Annotated in this window: 37 protein-coding genes; 36 read left to right on the top strand and 1 reads right to left on the bottom strand. The window is 54.8% G+C overall.

The features are described 5' to 3' along the window. The first annotated feature begins 76 nt into the window (after positions 1-76). From ACQKP2_RS01555 to ACQKP2_RS01435, 25 genes are all read left to right on the top strand, one after another. Entirely contained in the window at positions 77-463 is a 387-nt protein-coding gene (locus ACQKP2_RS01555; RefSeq protein WP_427573824.1) for a hypothetical protein, read from the top strand. A gap of 96 nt (positions 464-559) precedes the next feature. Then, a complete protein-coding gene (locus ACQKP2_RS01550; RefSeq protein ID WP_427573822.1) occupies positions 560-1,318 on the top strand; it encodes a hypothetical protein in 759 nt (252 codons plus the stop codon). A 328-nt stretch (positions 1,319-1,646) separates the two neighbouring features. Beyond that, positions 1,647-1,955, top strand: coding sequence for a hypothetical protein (locus ACQKP2_RS01545; protein WP_427573820.1), 309 nt, complete (start codon positions 1,647-1,649; stop codon positions 1,953-1,955). Continuing rightward, positions 1,897-2,244: a hypothetical protein gene (locus ACQKP2_RS01540; protein WP_427573819.1), complete on the top strand. Its 348-nt coding sequence runs from the start codon at positions 1,897-1,899 to the stop codon at positions 2,242-2,244. The genes ACQKP2_RS01545 and ACQKP2_RS01540 overlap by 59 nt, the downstream gene beginning before the upstream one ends. Positions 2,245-2,336: 92 nt before the next feature. Continuing rightward, entirely contained in the window at positions 2,337-2,657 is a 321-nt protein-coding gene (locus ACQKP2_RS01535; RefSeq protein ID WP_427573817.1) for a TM2 domain-containing protein, read from the top strand. Positions 2,658-3,374: 717 nt separating this feature from the next. Then, positions 3,375-3,698 carry a hypothetical protein gene (locus ACQKP2_RS01530; RefSeq protein WP_427573815.1) on the top strand — a complete coding sequence of 108 codons (324 nt, stop codon included), beginning with the start codon at positions 3,375-3,377 and terminating at the stop codon, positions 3,696-3,698. Between the two features lie 78 nt (positions 3,699-3,776). Then, positions 3,777-4,250, top strand: coding sequence for a hypothetical protein (locus tag ACQKP2_RS01525; RefSeq protein ID WP_427573814.1), 474 nt, complete (start codon positions 3,777-3,779; stop codon positions 4,248-4,250). After that, positions 4,243-4,722 carry a hypothetical protein gene (locus ACQKP2_RS01520; RefSeq protein WP_427573812.1) on the top strand — a complete coding sequence of 160 codons (480 nt, stop codon included), beginning with the start codon at positions 4,243-4,245 and terminating at the stop codon, positions 4,720-4,722. The genes ACQKP2_RS01525 and ACQKP2_RS01520 overlap by 8 nt, the downstream gene beginning before the upstream one ends. Positions 4,723-4,777: 55 nt before the next feature. Continuing rightward, positions 4,778-5,107 (top strand): hypothetical protein, encoded by a 330-nt coding sequence (locus ACQKP2_RS01515; RefSeq protein ID WP_427573810.1) that lies wholly within the window; start codon positions 4,778-4,780, stop codon positions 5,105-5,107. Between the two features lie 127 nt (positions 5,108-5,234). After that, complete coding sequence (locus ACQKP2_RS01510) at positions 5,235-5,585, top strand: hypothetical protein (protein WP_427573808.1); 351 nt, start codon at positions 5,235-5,237, stop codon at positions 5,583-5,585. Positions 5,586-5,770: 185 nt separating this feature from the next. Then, positions 5,771-6,091: an Arc family DNA-binding protein gene (locus ACQKP2_RS01505; protein ID WP_427573807.1), complete on the top strand. Its 321-nt coding sequence runs from the start codon at positions 5,771-5,773 to the stop codon at positions 6,089-6,091. A gap of 46 nt (positions 6,092-6,137) precedes the next feature. Beyond that, positions 6,138-6,725 (top strand): hypothetical protein, encoded by a 588-nt coding sequence (locus ACQKP2_RS01500; RefSeq protein ID WP_427573805.1) that lies wholly within the window; start codon positions 6,138-6,140, stop codon positions 6,723-6,725. A 90-nt stretch (positions 6,726-6,815) separates the two neighbouring features. After that, the gene (locus ACQKP2_RS01495; RefSeq protein ID WP_427573804.1) at positions 6,816-7,457 is read left to right on the top strand and encodes a hypothetical protein; all 642 of its coding nucleotides are present in this window, start codon (positions 6,816-6,818) and stop codon (positions 7,455-7,457) included. Between the two features lie 77 nt (positions 7,458-7,534). Continuing rightward, positions 7,535-7,921: a hypothetical protein gene (locus ACQKP2_RS01490; RefSeq protein WP_427573802.1), complete on the top strand. Its 387-nt coding sequence runs from the start codon at positions 7,535-7,537 to the stop codon at positions 7,919-7,921. A 435-nt stretch (positions 7,922-8,356) separates the two neighbouring features. Continuing rightward, positions 8,357-8,950: a glutathione S-transferase family protein gene (locus tag ACQKP2_RS01485; protein ID WP_427573801.1), complete on the top strand. Its 594-nt coding sequence runs from the start codon at positions 8,357-8,359 to the stop codon at positions 8,948-8,950. 53 nt (positions 8,951-9,003) lie between these two features. Further along, entirely contained in the window at positions 9,004-9,261 is a 258-nt protein-coding gene (locus tag ACQKP2_RS01480; protein ID WP_427573800.1) for a hypothetical protein, read from the top strand. A 141-nt stretch (positions 9,262-9,402) separates the two neighbouring features. Further along, complete coding sequence (locus tag ACQKP2_RS01475) at positions 9,403-9,999, top strand: glutathione S-transferase family protein (RefSeq protein ID WP_427573799.1); 597 nt, start codon at positions 9,403-9,405, stop codon at positions 9,997-9,999. 520 nt (positions 10,000-10,519) lie between these two features. Further along, the gene (locus tag ACQKP2_RS01470; RefSeq protein WP_427573798.1) at positions 10,520-11,041 is read left to right on the top strand and encodes a hypothetical protein; all 522 of its coding nucleotides are present in this window, start codon (positions 10,520-10,522) and stop codon (positions 11,039-11,041) included. 137 nt (positions 11,042-11,178) lie between these two features. Then, positions 11,179-12,012: an RNA polymerase sigma factor RpoH gene (gene rpoH, locus ACQKP2_RS01465; RefSeq protein ID WP_427574050.1), complete on the top strand. Its 834-nt coding sequence runs from the start codon at positions 11,179-11,181 to the stop codon at positions 12,010-12,012. Between the two features lie 81 nt (positions 12,013-12,093). Beyond that, positions 12,094-12,426: a hypothetical protein gene (locus ACQKP2_RS01460; protein WP_427573797.1), complete on the top strand. Its 333-nt coding sequence runs from the start codon at positions 12,094-12,096 to the stop codon at positions 12,424-12,426. 437 nt (positions 12,427-12,863) lie between these two features. Then, positions 12,864-13,109 (top strand): hypothetical protein, encoded by a 246-nt coding sequence (locus tag ACQKP2_RS01455; RefSeq protein WP_427573795.1) that lies wholly within the window; start codon positions 12,864-12,866, stop codon positions 13,107-13,109. A gap of 787 nt (positions 13,110-13,896) precedes the next feature. After that, the gene (locus tag ACQKP2_RS01450; protein ID WP_427573793.1) at positions 13,897-14,361 is read left to right on the top strand and encodes a hypothetical protein; all 465 of its coding nucleotides are present in this window, start codon (positions 13,897-13,899) and stop codon (positions 14,359-14,361) included. A 105-nt stretch (positions 14,362-14,466) separates the two neighbouring features. Continuing rightward, complete coding sequence (locus ACQKP2_RS01445) at positions 14,467-15,759, top strand: hypothetical protein (RefSeq protein WP_427573791.1); 1,293 nt, start codon at positions 14,467-14,469, stop codon at positions 15,757-15,759. Between the two features lie 82 nt (positions 15,760-15,841). Then, on the top strand, positions 15,842-16,282 hold the full coding sequence (locus ACQKP2_RS01440; RefSeq protein ID WP_427573790.1) for a hypothetical protein: 441 nt from the start codon (positions 15,842-15,844) through the stop codon (positions 16,280-16,282). A gap of 11 nt (positions 16,283-16,293) precedes the next feature. After that, positions 16,294-16,524, top strand: a complete 231-nt coding sequence (locus ACQKP2_RS01435) for a hypothetical protein (RefSeq protein WP_427573788.1) — start codon at positions 16,294-16,296, stop codon at positions 16,522-16,524. Here ACQKP2_RS01435 and ACQKP2_RS01430 read toward each other — a convergent pair. Beyond that, the gene (locus tag ACQKP2_RS01430) at positions 16,499-16,981 is read right to left on the bottom strand and encodes a hypothetical protein (protein WP_427573787.1); all 483 of its coding nucleotides are present in this window, start codon (positions 16,979-16,981) and stop codon (positions 16,499-16,501) included. The two genes, ACQKP2_RS01435 and ACQKP2_RS01430, sit on opposite strands and share 26 nt — an antisense overlap. A 643-nt stretch (positions 16,982-17,624) precedes the next feature. Between ACQKP2_RS01430 and ACQKP2_RS01425 the strand changes: the two genes are divergently transcribed. From ACQKP2_RS01425 to ACQKP2_RS01375, 11 genes are all read left to right on the top strand, one after another. Continuing rightward, entirely contained in the window at positions 17,625-18,053 is a 429-nt protein-coding gene (locus tag ACQKP2_RS01425) for a tyrosine-type recombinase/integrase (RefSeq protein WP_427573786.1), read from the top strand. Between the two features lie 75 nt (positions 18,054-18,128). Next, complete coding sequence (locus ACQKP2_RS01420; protein ID WP_427573784.1) at positions 18,129-18,383, top strand: AbrB/MazE/SpoVT family DNA-binding domain-containing protein; 255 nt, start codon at positions 18,129-18,131, stop codon at positions 18,381-18,383. Next, complete coding sequence (locus ACQKP2_RS01415) at positions 18,380-18,727, top strand: type II toxin-antitoxin system ChpB family toxin (protein ID WP_427573783.1); 348 nt, start codon at positions 18,380-18,382, stop codon at positions 18,725-18,727. The genes ACQKP2_RS01420 and ACQKP2_RS01415 overlap by 4 nt, the downstream gene beginning before the upstream one ends. A 15-nt stretch (positions 18,728-18,742) precedes the next feature. Beyond that, positions 18,743-18,964: a hypothetical protein gene (locus ACQKP2_RS01410; protein WP_427573781.1), complete on the top strand. Its 222-nt coding sequence runs from the start codon at positions 18,743-18,745 to the stop codon at positions 18,962-18,964. 62 nt (positions 18,965-19,026) lie between these two features. Beyond that, positions 19,027-19,176 carry a hypothetical protein gene (locus tag ACQKP2_RS01405; protein WP_427573780.1) on the top strand — a complete coding sequence of 50 codons (150 nt, stop codon included), beginning with the start codon at positions 19,027-19,029 and terminating at the stop codon, positions 19,174-19,176. A gap of 12 nt (positions 19,177-19,188) precedes the next feature. Further along, a complete protein-coding gene (locus ACQKP2_RS01400) occupies positions 19,189-19,434 on the top strand; it encodes a hypothetical protein (protein WP_427573778.1) in 246 nt (81 codons plus the stop codon). 299 nt (positions 19,435-19,733) lie between these two features. Next, positions 19,734-19,916: a hypothetical protein gene (locus ACQKP2_RS01395; protein WP_427573776.1), complete on the top strand. Its 183-nt coding sequence runs from the start codon at positions 19,734-19,736 to the stop codon at positions 19,914-19,916. An 88-nt stretch (positions 19,917-20,004) separates the two neighbouring features. Then, positions 20,005-20,391, top strand: a complete 387-nt coding sequence (locus ACQKP2_RS01390; protein ID WP_427573775.1) for a hypothetical protein — start codon at positions 20,005-20,007, stop codon at positions 20,389-20,391. A gap of 14 nt (positions 20,392-20,405) precedes the next feature. Continuing rightward, positions 20,406-20,693, top strand: a complete 288-nt coding sequence (locus tag ACQKP2_RS01385) for a hypothetical protein (RefSeq protein WP_427573774.1) — start codon at positions 20,406-20,408, stop codon at positions 20,691-20,693. Positions 20,694-20,705: 12 nt separating this feature from the next. After that, positions 20,706-20,915 (top strand): hypothetical protein, encoded by a 210-nt coding sequence (locus ACQKP2_RS01380; RefSeq protein WP_427573773.1) that lies wholly within the window; start codon positions 20,706-20,708, stop codon positions 20,913-20,915. A 182-nt stretch (positions 20,916-21,097) separates the two neighbouring features. Continuing rightward, positions 21,098-21,361: a hypothetical protein gene (locus tag ACQKP2_RS01375; RefSeq protein ID WP_427573772.1), complete on the top strand. Its 264-nt coding sequence runs from the start codon at positions 21,098-21,100 to the stop codon at positions 21,359-21,361. Positions 21,362-21,384: the final 23 nt, after the last annotated feature.

Raw genomic sequence — 21,384 nt, 5'->3', positions numbered from 1 at the left:
CTGGGGGGTGTTTTGGTTTGCCCCCCCGTTGCGACTTCGATTCCATTGCCAGGAAACCAACCCGATGGAGTGTTCCATGAAAAAATACTGGCGAGAGTTGGGCGAAGCCTACGCGGCACTGCCCCGATCTGTAGTCGTAATCTTCACTATTGTGTCCTTCCTTCCCGGCATTCTAATGGTGCCCCTCGTCTGGTACATGGCCAAAATGGCAGCGGCCACGGTTGCTCAACTCGAACTGCTGAACGCCGTACGCAGTGGCGTTAAGCTCGAACCCAGCAAAGTGAATGAGCTGATGATGCTGTTGTTTTCGGCGTCACCATCCCTCCTCTACCTGGTCGGGGCGATAAGCGTTGTAACTTTCATCTGCTTTGGCCTATTCGTTTTGGTAAGAACAGCCGGTTACTTTGCCGTGCGGGGTGAGAAATCCATGGCGAATGACGCACCGACGGTCGCTAGCGCCTGACCCCAATCGGAGCTCGGAAATCCAGGGGACATTTTGGCTTGCGGGAAGATCTCCCAAGTTCAAGATGTCTCCAACCCCAGCAACCGAGCATCCCCCATGCCAAAACCCTCCGGGCTGATCGTCTTTGAATCGGCAGACGACATTCAAATCAAGATCGTGAATTCCTCGCCAATGCTTTCAGCACCCGGGTTTTTATGCTCACTTCCGGTCTATACACTGTGTCTCACGAGCGGTGTAGAGGACGAGGTTCGGCCAGGTTTCGATGCACCTTTGGCTTACCTGAAAAGTGGTGGCGTTGAAACTGGTAGTAAGCAGGTATGGTTCAAATCTCGTGACGCAGCAAACCACCTGATTCTCCGTATCGAAGAGGCCTTTAACCAGCAGAAAATAGAGCATCAGCTGGACCTTCGGACACCTTATCAAGAATCCTTCAAAACCAAGATTCAGACGTGGATTGGCACTTGTGCGACGGCCATTTTCGTCTGCTTTCTGGGAGCAGGCTCGGCGAACCTTGGCTGGAAGACTTTTGATCCGATCGTTTCCTCGCTCACGGATGTACATCACTCATCTGACCAGCTGCAGGAGAAGCTCGCGCAGGAGGTCTATCAGCTGAATAATGCCCGGAGCAGCCAAGCAGCGATCCGTGAATGGATGGATTCGCGGGCACTTCAAGAACAAAGGTTTGCTAACTTCAAGACCTCATTGAATCTGGCTGAGGAAAAGATCAAGGCCGCGGCCAACCGACAAAACGCGGCTTGGAACGCTCAACAAGCCTCGGACCAGGCCGGAGAGAAGGCCGGTAAAATCATGCAGGCGTTCCAACTGCTGCCGGAGCAAGAACCCCAAGATCAATAGTCATAGGCTCACATAATACTCGGACACAAATCCTGCATTTGTGTCCACCACCAGGAAATGGCCGTTCAGGATGAGCGGTTTTATTCACCGCAACCATACCCTCGACGAATTCACTCCCTAGGTGAAGATTTCATTCCGAAGTCACCCTACTCCGCCGATTCAAACATGCGTCATCCGCCAACGCATATCACGTAAAAGAGCAAAAGCGATCGCCGAGACCTTCCAATCGATGCCCATGAAATATGGGCATTTTCGTTTTCGGCAGCTTCTGGCACGTGAACTCTTACTCGAAAATGGACGCATCAACCAATGAAATGAGGCGCCATTCATGTCGAACCCCCTGTACATCACCCTGACCGAATTCAAAATCCGTGGCACCGATGAGGTTCTGGTCGGTTACGTCGCCAACGACAATGACAACGAATCGGTCAACCGCGTGGCCTCCACATGGGAAGCCTTTAAAGCAGAGTATCCGAGCCGCGAGCATATCTTGCAGCAGCTGCAGGGTGAGGATGCCTTCTGCGGCCTCAGCGGCTCTTATCGCGTCATCAATGGTCAGATCGAGGTCACCGAGGAGGATGAAGATTTGGCAATCTTCAGCTCAATCATTTTCGAGGGAGATGATGGCCTGTTTTGATCTGCGCATGAGCAAGGCGGGCTGGCCCCGCCTTGTGATTCCAACCCAAGCTAACGCCGCACTCGCTGATAAATTTGACGTCAGTGTTGGCTACGTCGCGGCACAACGTAAGCAACTCAACATCAAGGCAATGAACCCCGTGCCTCGCCGCACATGGACCGCTCAAGACGTTGCCCTGCTCGGCAGCAGCTTTGACAGCAAAGTCAGCCTGCTGAGCGGAATTCCGACGACAGCTGACCAATTCAAGCGGTCAGAACTCAGCATCCAATCCTTCGCCTCGACCCTGTGAGCGGGATTTTTTAGCCCTCCTTTTGGTTTGCAAACCGAAGGGGTCAGCGATTCAATCCATTCGGTATTCAACCCCTAACCCAGGATGTCGAAGTGGCCTCTGTACAATCCGAATTGCTCGTTGAGCAGAAGGTTGCCAATGCCCGGAAATCAACCGGCCTAACGTATCTACTGTTCTTTGTTCTTGGGACCTTCGGGGCGCACCGGTTTTACTTGGAAAAGAAAGAGTCAGCGATTGTGATGCTTGGCCTAGGTCTGGTCGGATGCATGTTCTGGCAGCTGCTGATCGTCTCCATCATCTGGTGCACGGTTGACGGATTCCTGATCCCGGGTTTCATCCGTGAGCACAGCGAAACCTTATACCGGGTGGCGCGCCGGGAGGTTGCGCAGCTGGACCAAGGGCCAGACAAATGAGTCGTCGAACTAATGTGCCAAGTGAGGCGCTTAACCGCCTCAAGAAAACAGAACTGATGCTGAAATACTGATGTGAGCCCGGAAATCCAGTGTAGACAACGCGCCTTTTGGCCCTCCCAAGAATCGCGCTTGCTGGGATACCGGGAAATTGAAGGATAGCCGGCGAAGCATTTCCCTACCGCTGCATAAGCAGGGAGCTTCCCGACATTCCACCGAATAGGTGGCTAGTACCCAATCATCCTTCCCCTTTTAAGGGATTGCCTCACAGCAGGGGGTTTTGCTGCCCCCGACCAAGCGATAGGACACACACATGAAATTTGCCCCCGCAATTCTCACCGCTCTTTTTTCGGCTAACGCCTTGGCATCCGCTATCCCCGGCTCCCCTGAAGCTGCTCAAGCTTATGCTGTGCCGTACTTGGTCAACCGGTTTGTCACTGTGGCCAAACCAGAAATCAACGACGATCAGGCCCAAGTAAGCACCATGTTCGCAGGGCAATCGTGCACTTTGTACTTGGTCCAGGACCCCTCTGACGAAAGCGGCACTGGCTGGCGCTTATACGGGTCAACCTGCGGAGCCAGGACTGCCGCTGAGCAGCAAAAGTGGTACTCGACCCATGGATTCGGGAATAGAGAGACGACCACCCAGTAATCAGAAAAATGATCCAATCCTTGGTATCTGCCCACCTTCAACGAGCTGACAACAAACAGGTGAGAAAAATGACGTCCATCTACAGCCAATCACAGGAAACCCATCAGCAAGAACTCCAACAGGTAGCCACTGGTTTGAAACTCGCCGACGACGAAATTGAGGTGACCGCCCTTGAGACCCTTCGCTATGGAATGATGGCCATGCGAAACAGCGAATCACACCAGGAGTGCAAGGATATCTCCTATGCGATGCACAACATCCCCGAGGCCCTCAGTCGACGCGATTTTGAGTTTCTTCGCAGCTCCACAATTGAAGGCCAGTGGGCAATGTGGAAAATTCGTTCGCAGAAGGCCGCACTTCGTTCGCAGAAGGTCGCACACCCAGCCCAGTAAATTTCTACCAGGGGCTAATGGCACACAACCTATCGAGTAAATATTGCTCCATCGAACTTTAACGATGGAGCAATACCAATGACTTCCTTCGCTTTAAGCGACAAGCCTGATCCAGGCGTCGCCCCCTCAAAGTCTACACATCCAATCACCGACGCCGATGAATACCGCGCCGTGCTTGAGGCATGTGTCCAAGCCGAAAGCAGCGAAGATCGGAAACTGGCTCGCACTCTCCGCGCCCAGGTCGACGCATCGCCATTCGGCGGCTGTCCAATGTGTGACGGACGCCCGACGTGGCGCAACGAGCCGGCCTGCGTGACATGCAATGGTGACGGCTTTGTACCGGACTCAATCTCTACCCCCTTTCTTGCTGGCCAGGCCGCCAAGCTGAAAGGGGTGGATTTACTCAATTCTTCAATCCAGCTGCGAGCGCCACTCGGCAGAACCTTTAACGACTTCATGGCGGGCTACAACAGCGAACCGGCGCTGGTCCAGCAGAATCCTCGAGCGCAATCACTGCAGAACACGCCAGCGAAGGAGACAGGTGATGCTTAGTTCCGTCGTTCACATTCTGCGTTTGGGTTTGAAGTCGGCTGCCCACGAGCTTTCTGCCGCGTCGAAAGCCCATGCCTATTACCAGGTAAATCCGCTGACAAAAAGTGACCGTACTTTTTATTGGGTGTTCGGCTTCACCCAGGGCGTATCACGCGCAATGGCAGACCTGCGCAAGGCTGACATAAATCGCCCGGCCTTTGATCCAGGTGCTGAAATCGAGATGAGCTTCCAAGCTTCTAACGCAAAGCGGCCCGTATTGATCGTCGATGTGGTTCGGGCTGATGAGCATGGCGCGAAAATTCCGGTGACCAGCACGCTGAACTACGTTGAGGCCCAAACCGTACTCAGTGCCCTCAATATCCTTCGTGGTACCGGAATTTACTGCCTGAAGGACTACCAGGCCGACAATTTCATTAATCAAGCCAGCTCGATGCTGGCTCCGGGTACCAAACGAAAAACAGCGAGCAACTAAACGAGGCCGGCAGGCCTCCTCGCTTTTGACCCATTTTTGAACTTAAGGAATAAACATGATCTCGACCCAAGTAGCCACCGCCCCTCACGTTGCACAACGCAACCAGGCCATCGCTGCGTTCATGGACGATATGGCCGTTCAAATGGACATTTCCGCAGTCACCATTCGTTCCTCCGCTCCCGATACCAAAGCTGGTGATTTGATCTCGAAAGCAGCCACCGGCATTGAGGAACGCGCCAGCCAGATTCGCACCTTCACCCGTGAGTTCCGCACCAATGGAGACCTGGCTAAGTTTGACCAGGCTTGCAAGGTGGCCGGCTGGCGTCCATCCCCCGACGCATTGGAATCGTTGATGGAGCAAGCGGCCCTGGGAACCATCCAGTAAACCGGGCCGCTTGTGGGCCTGAGGTTGGGTAACTGGCGCACATGAAAAATTGTTGGTGGTACCGATTCTGGCACGTGGGGGGTACTTCTAAGATTTCTCCATCGAATTCACTTGTTGGAGAAAGACCATGAACCAGACCATGAACGTTGCAACCCGTACCGGTACTCGCGATGCCGCACTGCTGACCACCTTTGCCCATGAAATTGGTGGCGAATCTTTCACCTTCGGGGTGCATCTCGACCTGAACTATGGCCAGCGCTACAAGGTTTCCGAGTTCACCACCGGCATGGGCATTGCTGACGTACTGGTCGCCGCAGACCGCTACGCCATGAAGGACGACGCATTCCCTGAGGCCGACATTCTGGCCCTCTCAGAGAAAGCCTTGCAGCGTCTCATTGCCTCGCACGGCGAAGACAACGTAGTTGAGATCCTGAGCAACAACCGCAGTGCCCGGCCGATTATCAACACCATGCACTGAGTAACCGACAGCCCTCATCGCCGTTGGCGGAGCGCTCTCCGCCAACATGAATTTCTAGCCCATGTTTTGGGATGTGGACCGACCAATGCCTTCGATAAACTGAAAGTAGATCATTGGCTGCAAGTGGCACGTCTCCTCAAACCTAAAGCTGTGTACTGCCAAACCTGTGCTTTTTAAGGATCAAAATGAACCAACCGCTGACCATTTACAGCTCGCGCACTGCAGATAAGTTCGTAGTCCGGCTTCCGGACGGCATGCGTGAGCGCATCGCCGAGGTAGCCCGCATCCATCATCGCAGCATGAACTCGGAGATCATCAGTCGCCTGGAGTCGAGCCTGATCAACGCATCTGCCGTCCAGTACCCAGACGGTGATGCTACTCAACTCTCGCCACAAGAATGGCGTCTTGTCGAAGCCTTCCGCAGCCTTGCGCCGCACCAACGTAACGCCTTGCTCGAAATCATTTCGATCAAGAGCGCCAACGACGCCACTGCCGAGGAGGCATAAGAGTGATCGAGTGGCTGCGCGACGAATTTAATCCGGAAGGACGTTGATGGACGGCAATACGCAAAAGCAAATCCTGGATCTGTTGGAGGGTATGCCCAAGAGCAACCTCCTACAGATGCACAAGATCCAGTTGGGGGGCTTCCGTGGTCAGTCCGTTGAAATGCTCATGTTCGGCAACGCTCACCCATCTGAGACGTTTTCAGAAACTGTTGCGCGATGCTTGATCGATGTACTCAACAAACCACTGTTCCCGGTGTTTTTCGACGAGATCCTTCTCTACACCTGCCCCGAGTCAGAAATTAAGGCCCGTTGTGAGGAGTTCGCCAAGCTGCAGGAGGACGCGACAGCCTCCTACCAGGCAAACATGGATGCTTTGGCTGCAGCGTTTCGGCCGACCGAACTTGCCATTGATGACCCGATTCATCGTCTGACTGCGCTGTATGCCGGTGGGCGCTGTGTGGACCTTCGAGACATTTACGCCAAAGGTTCGGATGTGAAGTTGGCGACGGTAGCCTTGATTGCCAATACCGAGCCGTCGTGCGCAACATGGTTGCAGGTGGCACAAGGATTACTTCTCCCGCGAATCACGAGTGACCTTCTAGTTCCCCCCCAATCTTGGGATGCAGCTGTATAACGCAGACTCCGACGATTTTTACATTGGCGGCTTATGGCACAGTCGCCACGACCTCAACATGGCTCCATTCCAACTCAACGAGCCATGACCATGACCCAAGAATTCGCAAATACCTGCCTTGATTTGAACCAGGCCTTCCACCGCTATACCTCCCTCGGAATGACCCGTCGGTTAAAGGCCCGGGCAACAGTGACCCTCATCCAGCATCCAAAGCACGGCTTCCGTGTAGCCCTGCTGCTCGACTACACGACCACTGCATGGGACCCGCGGCTGGCCCCGGCGCAGGCGATCGCTGCTGAGTATTTGTTCGACGGTCTGACTGAGCGCCAATACCACACCGTCATTCGAGCGGCTAAGGCCCTGTGCGGCGCGTCTACGGACAAACAGGTGAACGCAGCACAAATGGAAGCTTTGAACCGGCTGATCCAGTCGCCGTCAGCGGTCTGCATTTTTCGCGATGATGTGGTTCTTTCTGTCCTCGCCCAATCTCTGCCAGACAGCCAGGTTCAAGTCCCTGCCGCAGCCATCCAGCACATGCGCACTGCTGAGTTGTATGACGGGCAGCAAACACTGGTCGGGGCCGTCGGGCCGGTTACCGCTGAGGCGATTGCAGAACGTGTTCGATCAACACTGGCAGTAGGCATGACCGGCTTTTCCAAAGAACGCATCGCCCAGGAACTAGCATCCGGCGAGCACACAAATTGGAACCTTATTCGCGGTCGTGCCGCGTAATTGACCCAACGATGAACCTGCACAAATGCTGCAGGTCGTCCCATAGCCCCCAAGACATCAGAACGACGAGAAATCCCATGTCCCGACTGAGCATTTACAGCAAGTCTACCCCTCACATCCGCGAGGCATTGACCAAGGCTAAGGAGTTGAATCTGACCGGCGTTCTGTCTCAGGTTCAGTTCCCATCCTCGAAATCGGCTCTAGGCTTCGTCTTCGGCTGCGCTGGCTTCGCGGACGAAACGCCGATCCGTACCAGCACCATTACCCTGATAACAAACGACGTGATTTGTACCGAGAGCGGGAGCCAATACATATTGGCCGACTGCCTCGACTCAAAGGCGACTCAGGACAAGGAAATGATCCGCCAGGAATTGATCGAGCACCAACTCGCCCTTGATGAGTGCGTGAACGGGGGCACTCCAGGCCTTTCTAACGTCACCCACTTCCCAACCTCAAAGCGCTAAAGGTTCCCCATGCCAAAACAGCAGATGTACCGAGTAGTCGAGACCTCAATCGTGGGTACCGAACGTGTCGAACGTGATATCGGTTGCAGTTGGAAACCGGAGCGTGCCGCGAAGGAGGAAATGCGAAAACTAAAACAACAGAAATCCACTCGCTGGTTGTCGCTCCAGAAGCAGCAATAGGAGCTGTAACCACACCCCTCACGTAGCACAGCAATGCCGCCAAGCTGGCCGTTCAGAAGTTGGAACTAGGCATTGCGTGCTGGGCGTCACAACGTGAGCGCGCCCGGGATGGCGTAATTGTCCGGCATTACCAACGCGGCTTTCAAAACCGATCTTGGGGAATACGAAAGTCTGCAAAAGGCGAGGAATATTAGTGATTGTACATTGATGTCGATGTACAATTAACACATACACAATACGCCTTGGAGTTGCAGAATGTCCGCATTTCACATCCTCACCATCTTCACTCAGACCAACTGCGTTCGCTCTCACATCGTCCGCTTTCTGGTCGCCGAGAAGGACATTCCCTGCCGCGTTGTGGACATTGCCTCCAAAGCCAATTTGCTGACGTTGGCAGACGTTACCACTGCCCCGTCAATCACTTCCCGCGAAGTAAGTTTGAGCGATTTTGACGTCATCGTTGACTACCTCGATGAGCGATACCCGCTCCCCGCGATGCTGCCCCCGGATGCCATCAACCGGGCGATGTTTAGAAATCAGGTTCGCGCCTTTCACAAAGAACTGTTCCCGATCCTGCCTCGCGCTGTAGCGGGAGATAAGGACGCTCGCCAGCAGCTGGCAGTCGAGTTGCGCGTTTTGGACAGCGCAGTATCCGGCCAACAATTTTTCGGCGGCGATACGTTCACCATCGTTGACGTGACACTGGCCCCATGGCTGTACGCAGCCAAAACCAATGGTGTGGCGTTGAAGAACTTCCCGGCGCTCTGTGCCTATGCAGAACGGATGTTTGCCCGTGATGGCTTCACTGCAAGCCTTAATGAAAACAACGATCAGACCGAAGTGGCCTAACTCAAACTTACGGGGCGCTGGTGCGGCCAGGCCCCAACCCAGGAGTTGAATGCATGAACATCCAACCGATATATCCGCAAATGGCGCACGGGTCTGAAATTTTCTGTTCCAGTTGCAAACAGACAAAACGCGGGAGTGGTGCGTTTGCTGATTTGGATCAGAAAGGGGCATATCTCTGCGTAAGCTGCACGAAAACGGCCATAGGTGGCGTCAAGGCGTCAAAATTGCTGGAGGAGGCGCAAATGCGTTATTTCCGAGCGACTGGTGGGTACTGCCATGGCATGGAGAAGACACCAATTCGGGCTGCCTGAAGCCTGCTCGCACCCCGTTGGTCGCAGCATTCAAACCCCATTCTCGGAAATACGAAAGTTGATGAAATAGCGTCAACCTTGATGATTGTACACTGTGTTCGATGTACAATTAACACATCAAACAAACAGGGGTTCATCACAATGTCTACATCCAACACTCTGGTCATCATCAAAGCAGCTAACTGCGTGAAGTCCAACATCGTCCGTTACATGGCGAAAGTGAAAGGTGTTGAATTTGTTGTGTTGGACTCGGCGTCACCAGCGGCAACCAAGCTCGCCAAAACCTTGGGAATTTCTGAGTTCCCGGCCATCATCGAGCGCGCCCTGATCGTGTCCGATTTTGACCTGATTCTTGAGTTCGTAGAGGAACGATACCCGGAGCCTTCGCTGTTCCCCGCCGAGCCCACCAGCCGCGCAATGTTCCGTACAACGATGCGCCGCCTGCACGCCGAAACCTTCGCCCTACTTGCCCCTGCTGTTGCCGGATGCGCAGCCAGCCGCGAACGTCTGGAGGCTGACTTGGCAGCACTGGACCAGATGGTCTACGGCTCTAAATTCTTTGGCAGCAACGCATTCAGTTGCATGGACGTGAATCTCGTACCGTTCCTGTATGCAGTTGAAAAAGCTGGCCTGCTGGCCGACAAGCTGCGCAGCCTACGCACTTACGCCAGCACCCACATTGAGAGTGCCGACTTCAAGGCGATGTTCCCGTCATCCGAAGAGTCGCTCGCAGCCTGATAAGAATTACGACAGCATGCCGGGGATTTCCTCGGCTTTTTGCTGCCTGCTTGTTTAATCCCCTCCCGCGCCCCTGCTGAGCTAGGACTAAAATTCGCCCCCGCCGGGTTCGAGCCCTGACCTGGGCCTTGATATTGCGCCACCGATCAGCTGGCCTTGCTGTGAGAAAGCAATGAGTCGCTTCCTGCTTTATGTCGCCAATCGTCCCGAGGCATTCAAAGCCGAAAGTGAAAAACCAAGGTGTGTTATGGCTGGGAGCCGTGAAATTCGCTGTTTAGAATTGGGCATGAATCAATGTCTCCAATGCCAGTCATCCCGATCCCCCTTCAAAACGCACGCAACTGACAAGTCAAACTTGACGGTTCGGCGCCTCCCGCTCTTGAAGTGGCGTCATCGCCATGGCCCGGCTGATAGGTTTTACGAACACCCGGTAATGCGGGAAAGAAATTCTTGCGCCGGTTCTGGCACCACTTTCCCGGCCTTAAAGTTTCCCCATCACTTAACGAATGAGGGAAACACAATGGAATTCATCACTGATCTCAAAACCGCGCAGGCCGCTAAGTTCGCCTTCAAAAAGTACAAAGTCGGTGCCGGTACCGAGATGGGCGACGGCGCACCGCGTTGGTCGGCTGATGTCATCCTCGACGGGAAAAAAATTGGCACGGTCAACGATGAGGGGGACGGCTCGCCCTTCAACATCGATATCCCGGTTCCAGAGCAAGATCTGTTGGTGGCTGCCCTGAAAGCTGCAGGCTATGTGCTCGATCTGAAAGTGCCGGGATCTAAACATGTGCTTAATGAGCCTAAGGACTCTTACGAATATCTGACCCTCGCGCTGAATGACTTCGCCGATCATTACGACGAATTGAAGTACTGGAAGTCACGCTGCAAAAACAAGATCGTTGCTCGCCGCAAAGGCGATAAAGAGCGTGAGCACGCGTTCTATTCGCTCGTGTATACCGAAGAGTTGGCCGCAGAGGTGCGGAAGGCCGAAGGTGACAATCTGGTAATGATCGTAAACGAAGCCATCGCCGGCCTCTAAGCCTTTAGGGCCAGCCGCCAAGGGATGGCCCAACATTTCCGAGAACTGCTGCCAATCGCTCACACCGATGGCTCTCAACATGCAAAGGAGCAGCGACGTTGAACGCTACACCAAACAAGTCGGCAAAAAGCCTTCAGATCCCCATAGGACCAGGCGCAAACATTCATGAATACCTCAGCGCCGTAAATGGATTGCCGCTGCTTGCTCCTGAGGAGGAGCGCGAACTGGGACGACGCCTTTACCATCACCAGGATCTTGATGCAGCGCGCCAAATGGTGATGGCTCACCTACGTTTTGTTGGCCATGTCGCCCGCAGTTACTCGGGTTATGGGTTGTCACTCTCGGACCTGATCCAAGAAGGCAATATCGGCCTGATGAAGGCCGTCAAACGTTTCAATCCCGATGTTGGGGTGAGACTCGTTACCTTTGCATTGCACTGGATCAGGGCTGAGATTCACGAGTTCATTCTGCGCAACTGGCGCATTGTGAAAGTGGCGACCACCAAAGCGCAGCGCAAACTGTTCTTCAACCTGCGGAGTCAGAAGAAACGACTGGGCTGGATGAGCAACGACGAGGTAAGCCGCGTTGCTGAAAGTCTTGGCGTTAAGCCAAACGAAGTACGGGAGATGGAAAGCCGCCTGAGCGGGCAGGATCTGGGGTTCGACCCAACCGATGCCGATGACGAAGAAACCGCTATAAGGACGCCAGCGAATTCGCTGGAAGACTTCAGCTATGACCCGGCCAGGCAGTTCGAGAATTCGAGTCAGGGTGAGAACATGGGTGCCAACCTTAAAAACGCCCTCGCCGTGCTGGATTCTCGCAGCCAGGACATTATCCAGCAGCGTTGGCTCATTGACGACACCGCTACCCTTCAGGACCTGGCCACCAAATACAACGTGTCCGCCGAGCGTATCCGTCAGCTCGAAAAAAACGCGCTGGCCAAAGTAAAACTGGCGATGCGGACCATTTGAAAAATCATTGAGTGGGCAGCTTCTGGCACTTCGGCATGCAGCTCAGCATGGGCTCATCAACTGATTACAGGAGCCCCAGAAATGAACACCAAAACAGCAACCCCTGAGCCAACAGTCCGCCTCGACGTCACCCTGACCCTGGCGGATGAAAGCCAAGGCCGGTACTCAATTGCGATCTTTGGAACCCAGCGCCAAGAACTCCCTATCAAGTGGCACCCGAGCGAAACGGACTCGCAAACCGAAACAGTTACCTTCGCACTTTCAGGGTCGCGGTTCGTCGAGTCTGCGGAGCAACTCTCCGGCGAAATCTGGCGCACCCTTGAGTCGTTTGATCTCGTAGACCAGCTCATTGATCGACTCCTTGAAGGCGTGCCTGCTGAGGAAGCCGCTGAAGCCCTCATCGCCACGTTGTGACCGACTTTCCTTCCCATAGACAACAGATAGTCTCCACGCGAGCTTCCGTTGGCTATGTGGACCGTATGAGCATCCAGAAACGGAGCACCGCAATGCACGTCAAGACCACGGCCCCAATCGCAGGGAAAGTCAGCAAAGAAAACGCAACCAAACCAAAGCCGCGCTCAGAAACACATCGCCGCACTGATGGCGTCCGCACTCGCGACTCCTTTGCCAATTGCCCACCGCGATTGGACGAAACACGGCATACATGCCGTCGGCCGGAATACTTCAATGTCCATCCGTTTGTTCCTTGTGTTGCGTGCCTGAGCGCCCTTTCTAGCCAGGCCGGCGGTTCACGTCGGGAAAAGCCGGCACTGCTCACTCGCAACATCACCACGAAGCACCGCGGGAGCCCGCACTCCCGACTCCCTCACACTCCACCTTTAGGAAAACACATGAACACCGCCCCGCCGCAAAACATCGAAGCTGTTCTGGTTACCTCTGAAAACGGGTTCCGTGACTACGACATCAAAGGGCACCCGGTTGTCCACCGGATTACCGTCGGCCACGGCATCCGAAAAGGCGACAACTTCAATGTCTACTGTACAGGTGGTCGAAAAGTCGGTGGTGTCTGGCAAGGCGGATTGGAAAAATCACTGATTACCTTGTTCGAACGGCTCAGATCCGAGATGCCGAACTAAAATCTCTCCGGCCGGCGGCCAGGCGCTTCGCACCAGCAGATGGGACTATGCTGATTCAGTCCCTCACTGGATTAACGAAGATGTCTGGTCCACTCACGGCCGGGGTCGTTTGTTTCCTGATTGGTTGCGGCTCAGGTATTGCGACGGCGGGGCCGCCTTCGCGCGGCTGCGTAATGCTCACACCCTCGGCGGTCACTTTCGTTTCCGCCGAACTAATGGCCTACAGCGATCTGTGTGTACCTGACGGCCAGGTCGTCGGCTATCTCTCAGTCTGGGATACCAGGGCCTGGACCGGCAAAGTGGTACCGCCATATAACCGCGTTACCTTGACGGCAAAACCGGGGGACTCGCCTGCCACCGTGTCGGTACGGACTGCAAGCGGGCTTTATCGGGCAGAAATATCGGCCCTTCAGGGATGCAACTCACTCCCGCCAACTGTTTGCTTCTGCCATCCAGCCCGCTATCTCCCCTACCCGGCTCTCCATCCACCAGTGCTCGCCGACTGCTCCAGGTGATGCCACTACTCACAACTGGATGAAACCAATGCCCAAGTTGCCGAGCGAATCGCCGCCCTCTGGAATTTCGCCTCTGGCACTAACACTTCCGAGCTCGAAGGATTGATTGCGGCGGGAATGACCGTCGATAAAATGATCACTCTGCTACTCGAAAAACACGATCAAAAATCCTGAGCCTTCCCCCCCTACGAATTAATCGAATAACCGGGGGGCTTCTGGCACGCATGCTCCTCGGCGACGATAGATTCATTAACTCGACGGTGGAGACCGACATGAACACAGCTCAGATCAACACTGCAGCACCGACACCACGCTCCCTGGCCGACTTCGGTTTGGTTGACCTCACAAAAGTCTCTTGCGCTTCGTTCTACATCGATGCCATTACCGGCCCCAAGATCACTTTCCGAGAAGTCGGGACCGTGTATTTTGACGATCATGAAAACCAACGCCGCGTCGTGCTCCACCTCACAGTGGAAACGAAGAAACGCGGGAACAAGAAGGTGCTGGTACCAGACAGCATCCCACGCTTCATAGTCTCTAATCTTTCAGGTTACGACCCCCTGAAAAACATCTGGGGCAGTGGTGGACATGAGGAGTCCAACGTCGAACTTACGGTTGAAGAAGCAGCAGCATTCCGTCAACAGTTCGAAGCGCTGCGCGCGGGGATGGTGAAGGAGAAGAACCTCTGGACGTGGTACCGCTCCGACTTGGCTCTTGCCAGCCAATCGGCGGCCTAAAGGCTGTTGACGGCCCCGGGATTTCCGGGGCCGCAATTGGCTGGCAGCTAAAGAAGGGGTCGATATCCTCGGGGAAGCATCTTCCACATGCAGGGCAGGCATTTCATGAACGACGCAACAATCAAAGCAATTTTTCTGGCGAATGGATTCAAGGAGAAAGACCAAGGCGACGGCCACATGGGATTGAACCCCAATGTTTACGACGCAGCCCGGGCTTTGATATCCGCCTTCGCGCCGCCGGCGGACATACGCCGCCCTTTCGGCGATAGCCTGCTCTATGGCGCAGCCAAGGCCTATACGGCCGCTTTGACGAAAGAAGCCGACACCGCCCAGGGCATGATTAACGCCATGCGAAAAACGCTCAACAAACTGCTAGCGAGCTCTCCGGCGAACGTCTGGACGACAGTTGCACGGTTGGTTGGGCACGACGAACATACCTTTGATCAATGGTATGAAGCACATGGCAAGGCGTTGCTAAGTTATGAGCTGGGTTGTGAGCACCTGATGGAAGCAGCGTGGGATGCGGGCCTGGCCAGACACCCAACACCACGACGCTGGGGACGTGCCGCGCGGACTGCCGAAGAAATGACGGCACAGGATACAGCGCTGTATAAAGTGATCCACCAACAGCTTTCACATTACCGACTTCAGGAGCAGCAGAGCGATTCAGAATCCGGCTACCCGCTAGTCGACGCCTTAACCGCCGAAGGAGCCGAGGACATCTCCAGCGGCCAACGAGAAATTGATCGACTGGCAGATCATCTCTTTGGCGAGATTCTGGACAAAATCAACCTGCGCCGGGACTCGTTGGAAAGTCTTCGGGATGTTGCCGACTGGAACCGCGAGGTTGCAGGAAGTATTGGCATGGAGCGCTACGAATTGCAGGCCGAGGTCACCCGGCTCGAAAAACAACTCAAGGAATTGATGCCCGCCGCCGAGGCTGCGAGCGCAATGCTCGCGGACCAGTGTCCAAACTCGACAGTGGGGAATGAACTTGCCCGTGTCTTCGACAAGATTGCCAGGGAGAGTGTAACTCAACGACTATCCCCGACGGTGACAGTAAGCAAAGCCCAGACTGGGGTACCAAAAGTGGCTCTTTGGGTCGTGGCACATCCCGGCGGACAACGGTACTTCCAACGCTACGAGGATGCGCTACAACAAGATCCGGATATAGCGCCAATCGCCTTGATTACTCTCCAGGATCACCTGGCCAATGTCGAGCTACGGGGGCAATTCAAAGAAACGATTCTTCACGCGCTGCTGATCAACCATGCGTTGAAGGCCGAGCATGAAAACGATCCCGAGAAGGCTCTCTCCGAACTAATCAAAATTGAAGTAGCCATGGCCATTGATCCCGCGATATCGGGTTCGCCGCACATAACAATTTCCTCGAAGTAACCATTCATTCTGAATCCGATGGTGGTGGCACGCACCATCCAGATCGAAGATAGCCCCATACATTCCAGTTGGGGCTTCAATCATGCAAGACACCACTTTCCGTCCGATTCCAGAACCGATGATCCGTGTAGGCGCACTTGGGTTTATGTTGGGCCGTAACCCTGCCGACAAGCCCCACAACATCCAGCCCACTGAAAGCCTCTGGAATGCACCTGACGGGCGCGAACTCACCTACAACCAAGCAAAGGTTGAAGCGTGGAATACACCATCGTTCCTGGTGTACTACCTGGTATCAGGCCGTTACTGCCTGGACAATATCTACGAAGCTGACACTTGCCGCCCCGCGGTCTTCGGTACCAAGGAGGCAGCTCTGCTGTTCGTGCAGGAGCGGATCGATGGAAAGCAGAGCATCAGCCGCCAGTTTCTGCTCGAAGGGCCTGGAGCCGACTACCACATCACCAACGATGCAGAGGGCCTCAAGCAAATGCAGTGGCACCTTCCCTATTCCCTGCGTAGTCGCTAGGGGGTATGACGATGGCTTATGAAGATCCTGCAGGTAAGACTCGACCTGAGTTAGAAACGCTTCTGCGCCGCGTCTACAACGAGTACCCGGAGTACAACAACTCCGAGTATGGAAGTGGCCGGTTCGAGGACATGGTCGACCGCTTTGCCGAGGACGCCTTCTACAAACTCCACTTTGTGGCCAAAGCCTTCCTAGAGACGCCAAGGACAAGTCATGTCAGGCATCAGAAGGATCAATCGTAGCGGCCAACATCCGGAAGGCCTGCTCACGCTCCCCGCAGACATAGCGGTCGCGGCAAGCGGCAGCCAGCATCAGAACCACCGGGGTTGCCGCCCACATGCTTTGCGTGAAGGCATAGATAACCGCGGACAAGGCCAGGCTGTACAGGAAGAATCGCCCTTTCCCGCCACCAAAGACCGACCCTATTTGAATCAGGTGGTTGACGTGGAAATTAAAATGGATCACTTCGCGTTGGCGGTCCTCGTGACTTAGCTTCCGGGCCAGTTCAAGCCCGGTTGCTAAAGCCGCGTCGGGATTCTTACGATATGCATCCACAAATTCGCTGTTCAGCCACTCGCGGAACGCGACGGTCTCGGGTGAATCGCTTGCAGTCATGTCCTTCCCTATATTCGGCAGTAAACCTTGAGTCAGTTTGTTTCTTCGGTCGCTTGCTTGTCCACTAAAAGGCAAGGCTTTCAAGACGTTTCTCCACTCGCATTCCAAAACCTAGGATAGAAACTCAAGCTCACTGACAGCCCTTTCCCCTCACTGGTTGCACCCGACTTTCAAACGGGCAGTGTTTTCCATTGCACCGGTTCTGGCACGTACTTGGGCAATCAATACTTCCTGTCAGTTACTGAAATAAATGCGACATCTGACAGGCAAAGGCCTCAATCGGAAGCTCAAGATTTCCGAAATACCTGCGACGGCTGATGGTAATTAATGCGACTGTCCTAGTTTTTGCTGGCAATAGCTGCGACTGGCCGTGCAACTTTCTGATAACACCACGGCGGGCCTGCTGATATGCTTTGCAGGAGGCCCACGCCTCACTCTCTCGGGATCGAGCACGATCCGCATTCAATCCAAACAGAGAGAGTCCTATGGCCCCACGCCAAGCCGCATCCCTTCGCCCTGGTCAGTTCAAACACCTCATTCGAGTAGCCAGCGTTACAGGCCGTATGCCTGAGCGTGACGTGATGCTGATTTGGGTCACGCACACAACCGGCATCCGTGTGACCGAGCTTGCCCAGCTGGAGATTGGCGACGTTCTCTACCCAAGCGGATCGTGGCGGCCCGAAGTGTATTTGCGATCTGCAATCACTAAAGGTGCCGTGCACGAAACGTGTATCTGACCCACCCCCGTTGCCTTGCCGCCCTGGACAACTGGCTTGCGGTGCGGCACCAGCGCGGCTGGGGGCTTTCAGGTGTGGATGAGTACCGGGGGTTTCGCCCAGGTTCAAAGCTGGTCACGACGTTCAAAGGCGAGGCTTATGAGCTGGCATTTAAGCATCGCATGTTGGACAGCGGGCCGGAGGTGTACAGGTGCTGCGACACCCTACAACAAACGTTCAGCCGACTGTATCGTCAGGCGGGCATCAAAGGAGGGTCGTCGCACAGTGGCAGGCGTTCGCTTGCCGCCAAGGTGTTGGCCGCGACTGGTGATGTGGAAGTTGTCCAGACCCTTCTAGGCCACGCATCCCTGGATGACAGCAAGCAGTATCTAACCGTGGATCAAGCCTCGGTTAAGCGTGCATTTGAGGATGCATTGTAGATACTATGTTTATACAATTCTGTTGCAATTCACACCTTGTGTATCTACAATGAGACTACGCTTTAGGAGGTTGTTATGGAAGTCAAAGTCCAGCAGTGGGGCAACAGCGCGGCGATTCGTCTGCCTGCGGCTGTGCTCAAGCTCATGAATCTGGTCAGCGGCGATGTGCTGAAACTCGATGTCTCCGCCGAGGTAATGACCCTCAAACCTGCGAGAGCAAAACCGCATTACCAATTGGCCGACCTGATGGCGCAGTGCGATTTGTCCGCGCCGGAGCCTGCCGAACTGGCCGGGTGGAATTCCATGCCCCCAGTAGGGCGTGAAGCGTGAAGCGGACCAAATTTAACCGGGGCGATATTGTGCGCCTGAACCTGAACCCCACCGCTGGCCGCGAGCAGCAGGGCGATTTTCGTCCGGCGCTGATCATTTCGCCTGCGGCCTTTAACGTTTCGGGCTTGGCCCTGATCGCGCCAATCACCAAGGGCGGCGACTTTGCCCGGTATGCCGGGTTTGCCGTACCGCTGAGCGGTTCCGGTACCGAGACTCAAGGTGTGGTGCTGTGCAATCAGATCCGCACTGTTGACCTTGAGGCCCGTGGCGCCAAGCGGGTGGAGTCGGTTCCCGAGGTGGTGATGGACGATGTACTTGCCCGCATTCAAGTGCTGATCGAGTAGCAGAGGAAAACGCAGATGAAAAAAATAATCGATGTGGTGAACGACGAAGTGGAGGCGAATGCCCGACCCCTACGAACCGTTGCTGTGACCAACTTGCCCCTTGGAATGGCTGTTGGCGTGTTGAGTGTGATTACAGCCATAGCGGGAGCTGATGGCCACTTTGGTTGGGCGGCAGGCGCATTCACCACCGCGCTTGCGCTGTTATGGTATGGCATCCGTCGCACATACAAGTGTTAAGGGAAAACGACATGGCACGCGCACGGCTCCACCTGATTTGCGGCAACTGTGGTTGCAACGATATGTGGTCATACCGCATTGCCCCCGAAGGCACAGACATTGATGGTGACCTGTTCCCCGCCGTGTACCTGTCCTGCGGGAACTGCGCCACGCTGCACGACCTGGCGGATACGGCCAAGAACTCCGACCCCAGCCAGAAGCTAATCAGTTAAGGGAAAACGAACATGGCACTGAAAGTTTTTGGTGGGCTAACGATGGTAAAGGGCAAGCAGGTTCGCACCATCGTTGCTGCATCGAGTCAGAAAAAGGCGGCTGAATTAGTTGGCGTTTCGCTCAGCTATTTGCGGGGCTACTGGTCCGAAACTGGCAATGCAGTTGAATTGAAAACAGCCTTGTCCCAGCCGGGGGTGGTCTTCACGGCACTCCCCGAAAATGACAAACAATTTGCGCCTGTTTCGACAAGCGTTTAATCACGGAAAACGCCGCCATGCCAGTCTCCAAAGTGATCTATGAGTGCATCGGCTGCAAGCGCATGCATGCCACATTTGAGCAGGGGTGTGACTGCCAGAAAAACCCGGAAGGCCTGTACAGGGAATGGGTAGCCACTCCCAAGCAGGTGCCGGTGCCTCAATGCAGTAGCTGCGGGGGTAGCGATGCCCCGTGCGACCAGGTTGATTGCCCTACGATCCCCTGCAAGATCGGCAGGCCGAGCACACGATACGCGGATTTGGTAACCGGCCAAATCGCCGAATGAAGGAAAGAAATCAGCATGAAATCAGAAGTCGCGAAAGGGAAAACAGAGTTCTTCGACAAGCTTACAAAGCAGCTTGCCGATAGACGGTCTGGATTGGGCTGGAAGGACGCTTGGGCGCTTCGACTGGGAGACTTGGGTGAAAAGAACCGTCTTCCTCGTGGCTTCAATGCCAAAAATCTGCGTGAAGCCCAGGGGTGACCCACGCCGTTACCGAGGAAAACGCGGTACCGCCCAAGCCCAGCCCTGCGCTGGGCTGCGGCAGTACAAGGAGGCGATTTCCGCGTCCATGATCGAGCAGGGAGAACAGAGCATGGGAATCCAGGCCAACCAGTTTGTGACAACCGCCAATGAGCGGGTGCTGACCGATGATGGCCAGCAAGGCATGCGCGGCAAGGAGGGTATTGGATCATCGACCGAACGGCACCAGGGCCACGTCGCCGCCACGATCTACGCGAATTGCGCCCAACTGGATAACCGCCAATTGGAGGAGATTATCGAATGGGTCCGCCGTTACAAGAACGGCCAGCAAGGCATGCGGGATAATGAGGGCATTGGCTCATCAACCGATCAGCACCAGGGCCACGTCGCCGCCGCGATCTACGCGAACTGCGCCCAGCTGGATAACCGCCAGTTGGATGAGATTATCGAGTGGGTTCGCCTCTACAAGAAATGATCCGGGAAAACAGCATGACTATCGTAAAAATGAAAACCGCAACCGGCGAAGAAGTGACTGTGAAACTGGCGGAAGGCGCTGGTTCCGGCAAAGGCAAAAGCTTTTTGCCGGAGGTGTCCAAGTCGATTGAGCAGGCTGAGCAAGAACGGCTCAGGCTCAACCGCGAGTATTTCGAGGAAGGCTGTGCCTGCATCCACAGGGCCAAAACGCTGCAACCGTGCCCTACCAACATGCCTGACAGAGAAGCAGTTGCGTTCTACGAGCAAAATTGCAAGTGCTCACGCAACTACGTCCCGAATTGAGGGAAATCTGCGATGAATGTGTTGCTCAGCTTTTTAGTAGCCCTCGGGTTAATGGTATTCGCCTTCTGCTGTCCGGGTTTGCTCGCGAAGCGGTCGGAAGTCATGTTCAAAGGTCAGGAAATTGCCGCTGTGCTCGGGCTTATTTTGGCCTTGGTATGTGCTGTTTTTGTTTGGCTGCTATCCACGCCTGACACCCTGTTTGCGAAGGCGTATCTGAACTGAATTCTGGATAGGAAAAATCCGCTGTACACCACCGGCCCGCATCTGCGGGCTTTTTTCTGTCTTGGTAGTCGCAGCTATTTCCGGAATTTAGCATTTATTTCGGAAACCGACACTTCCTCATCACAGCGACGGCCGGGACGGTGACTACCAGCCAGACGTTCAACATTTGAAGGGAAAACTCGATGGAAAACCAAGACCACGCAGGAAACCTGGCCCTATTCCTGCTGGATAAGACCGGCAGCATCTGGGGTTGTTGGTCCGGGAAACTCACCGCAGCGGAACAACGTGCGCTTTTTGGCCGGTTCCTGGGAAAAGGAAAAATCGTTATCGATGGCTTGAGAGAGCAAATCTGCAACCGCGTCAGCGTTTGCTTCGGTCAGGACTGGGATGATCGAAACGTAACCACCTGGCAGCAGCTCAACTATGCCGATGGATGCCTTGGGTAAGCAGCATTTCCCCTCGCCTTAGT

Source organism: Pseudomonas sp. NPDC089569 (assembly GCF_050280625.1).
GTDB lineage: Bacteria > Pseudomonadota > Gammaproteobacteria > Pseudomonadales > Pseudomonadaceae > Aquipseudomonas.
The sequence above is the reverse complement of the archived record's forward strand: the minus strand, read 5'-3'. Positions and strand labels throughout refer to the sequence as shown.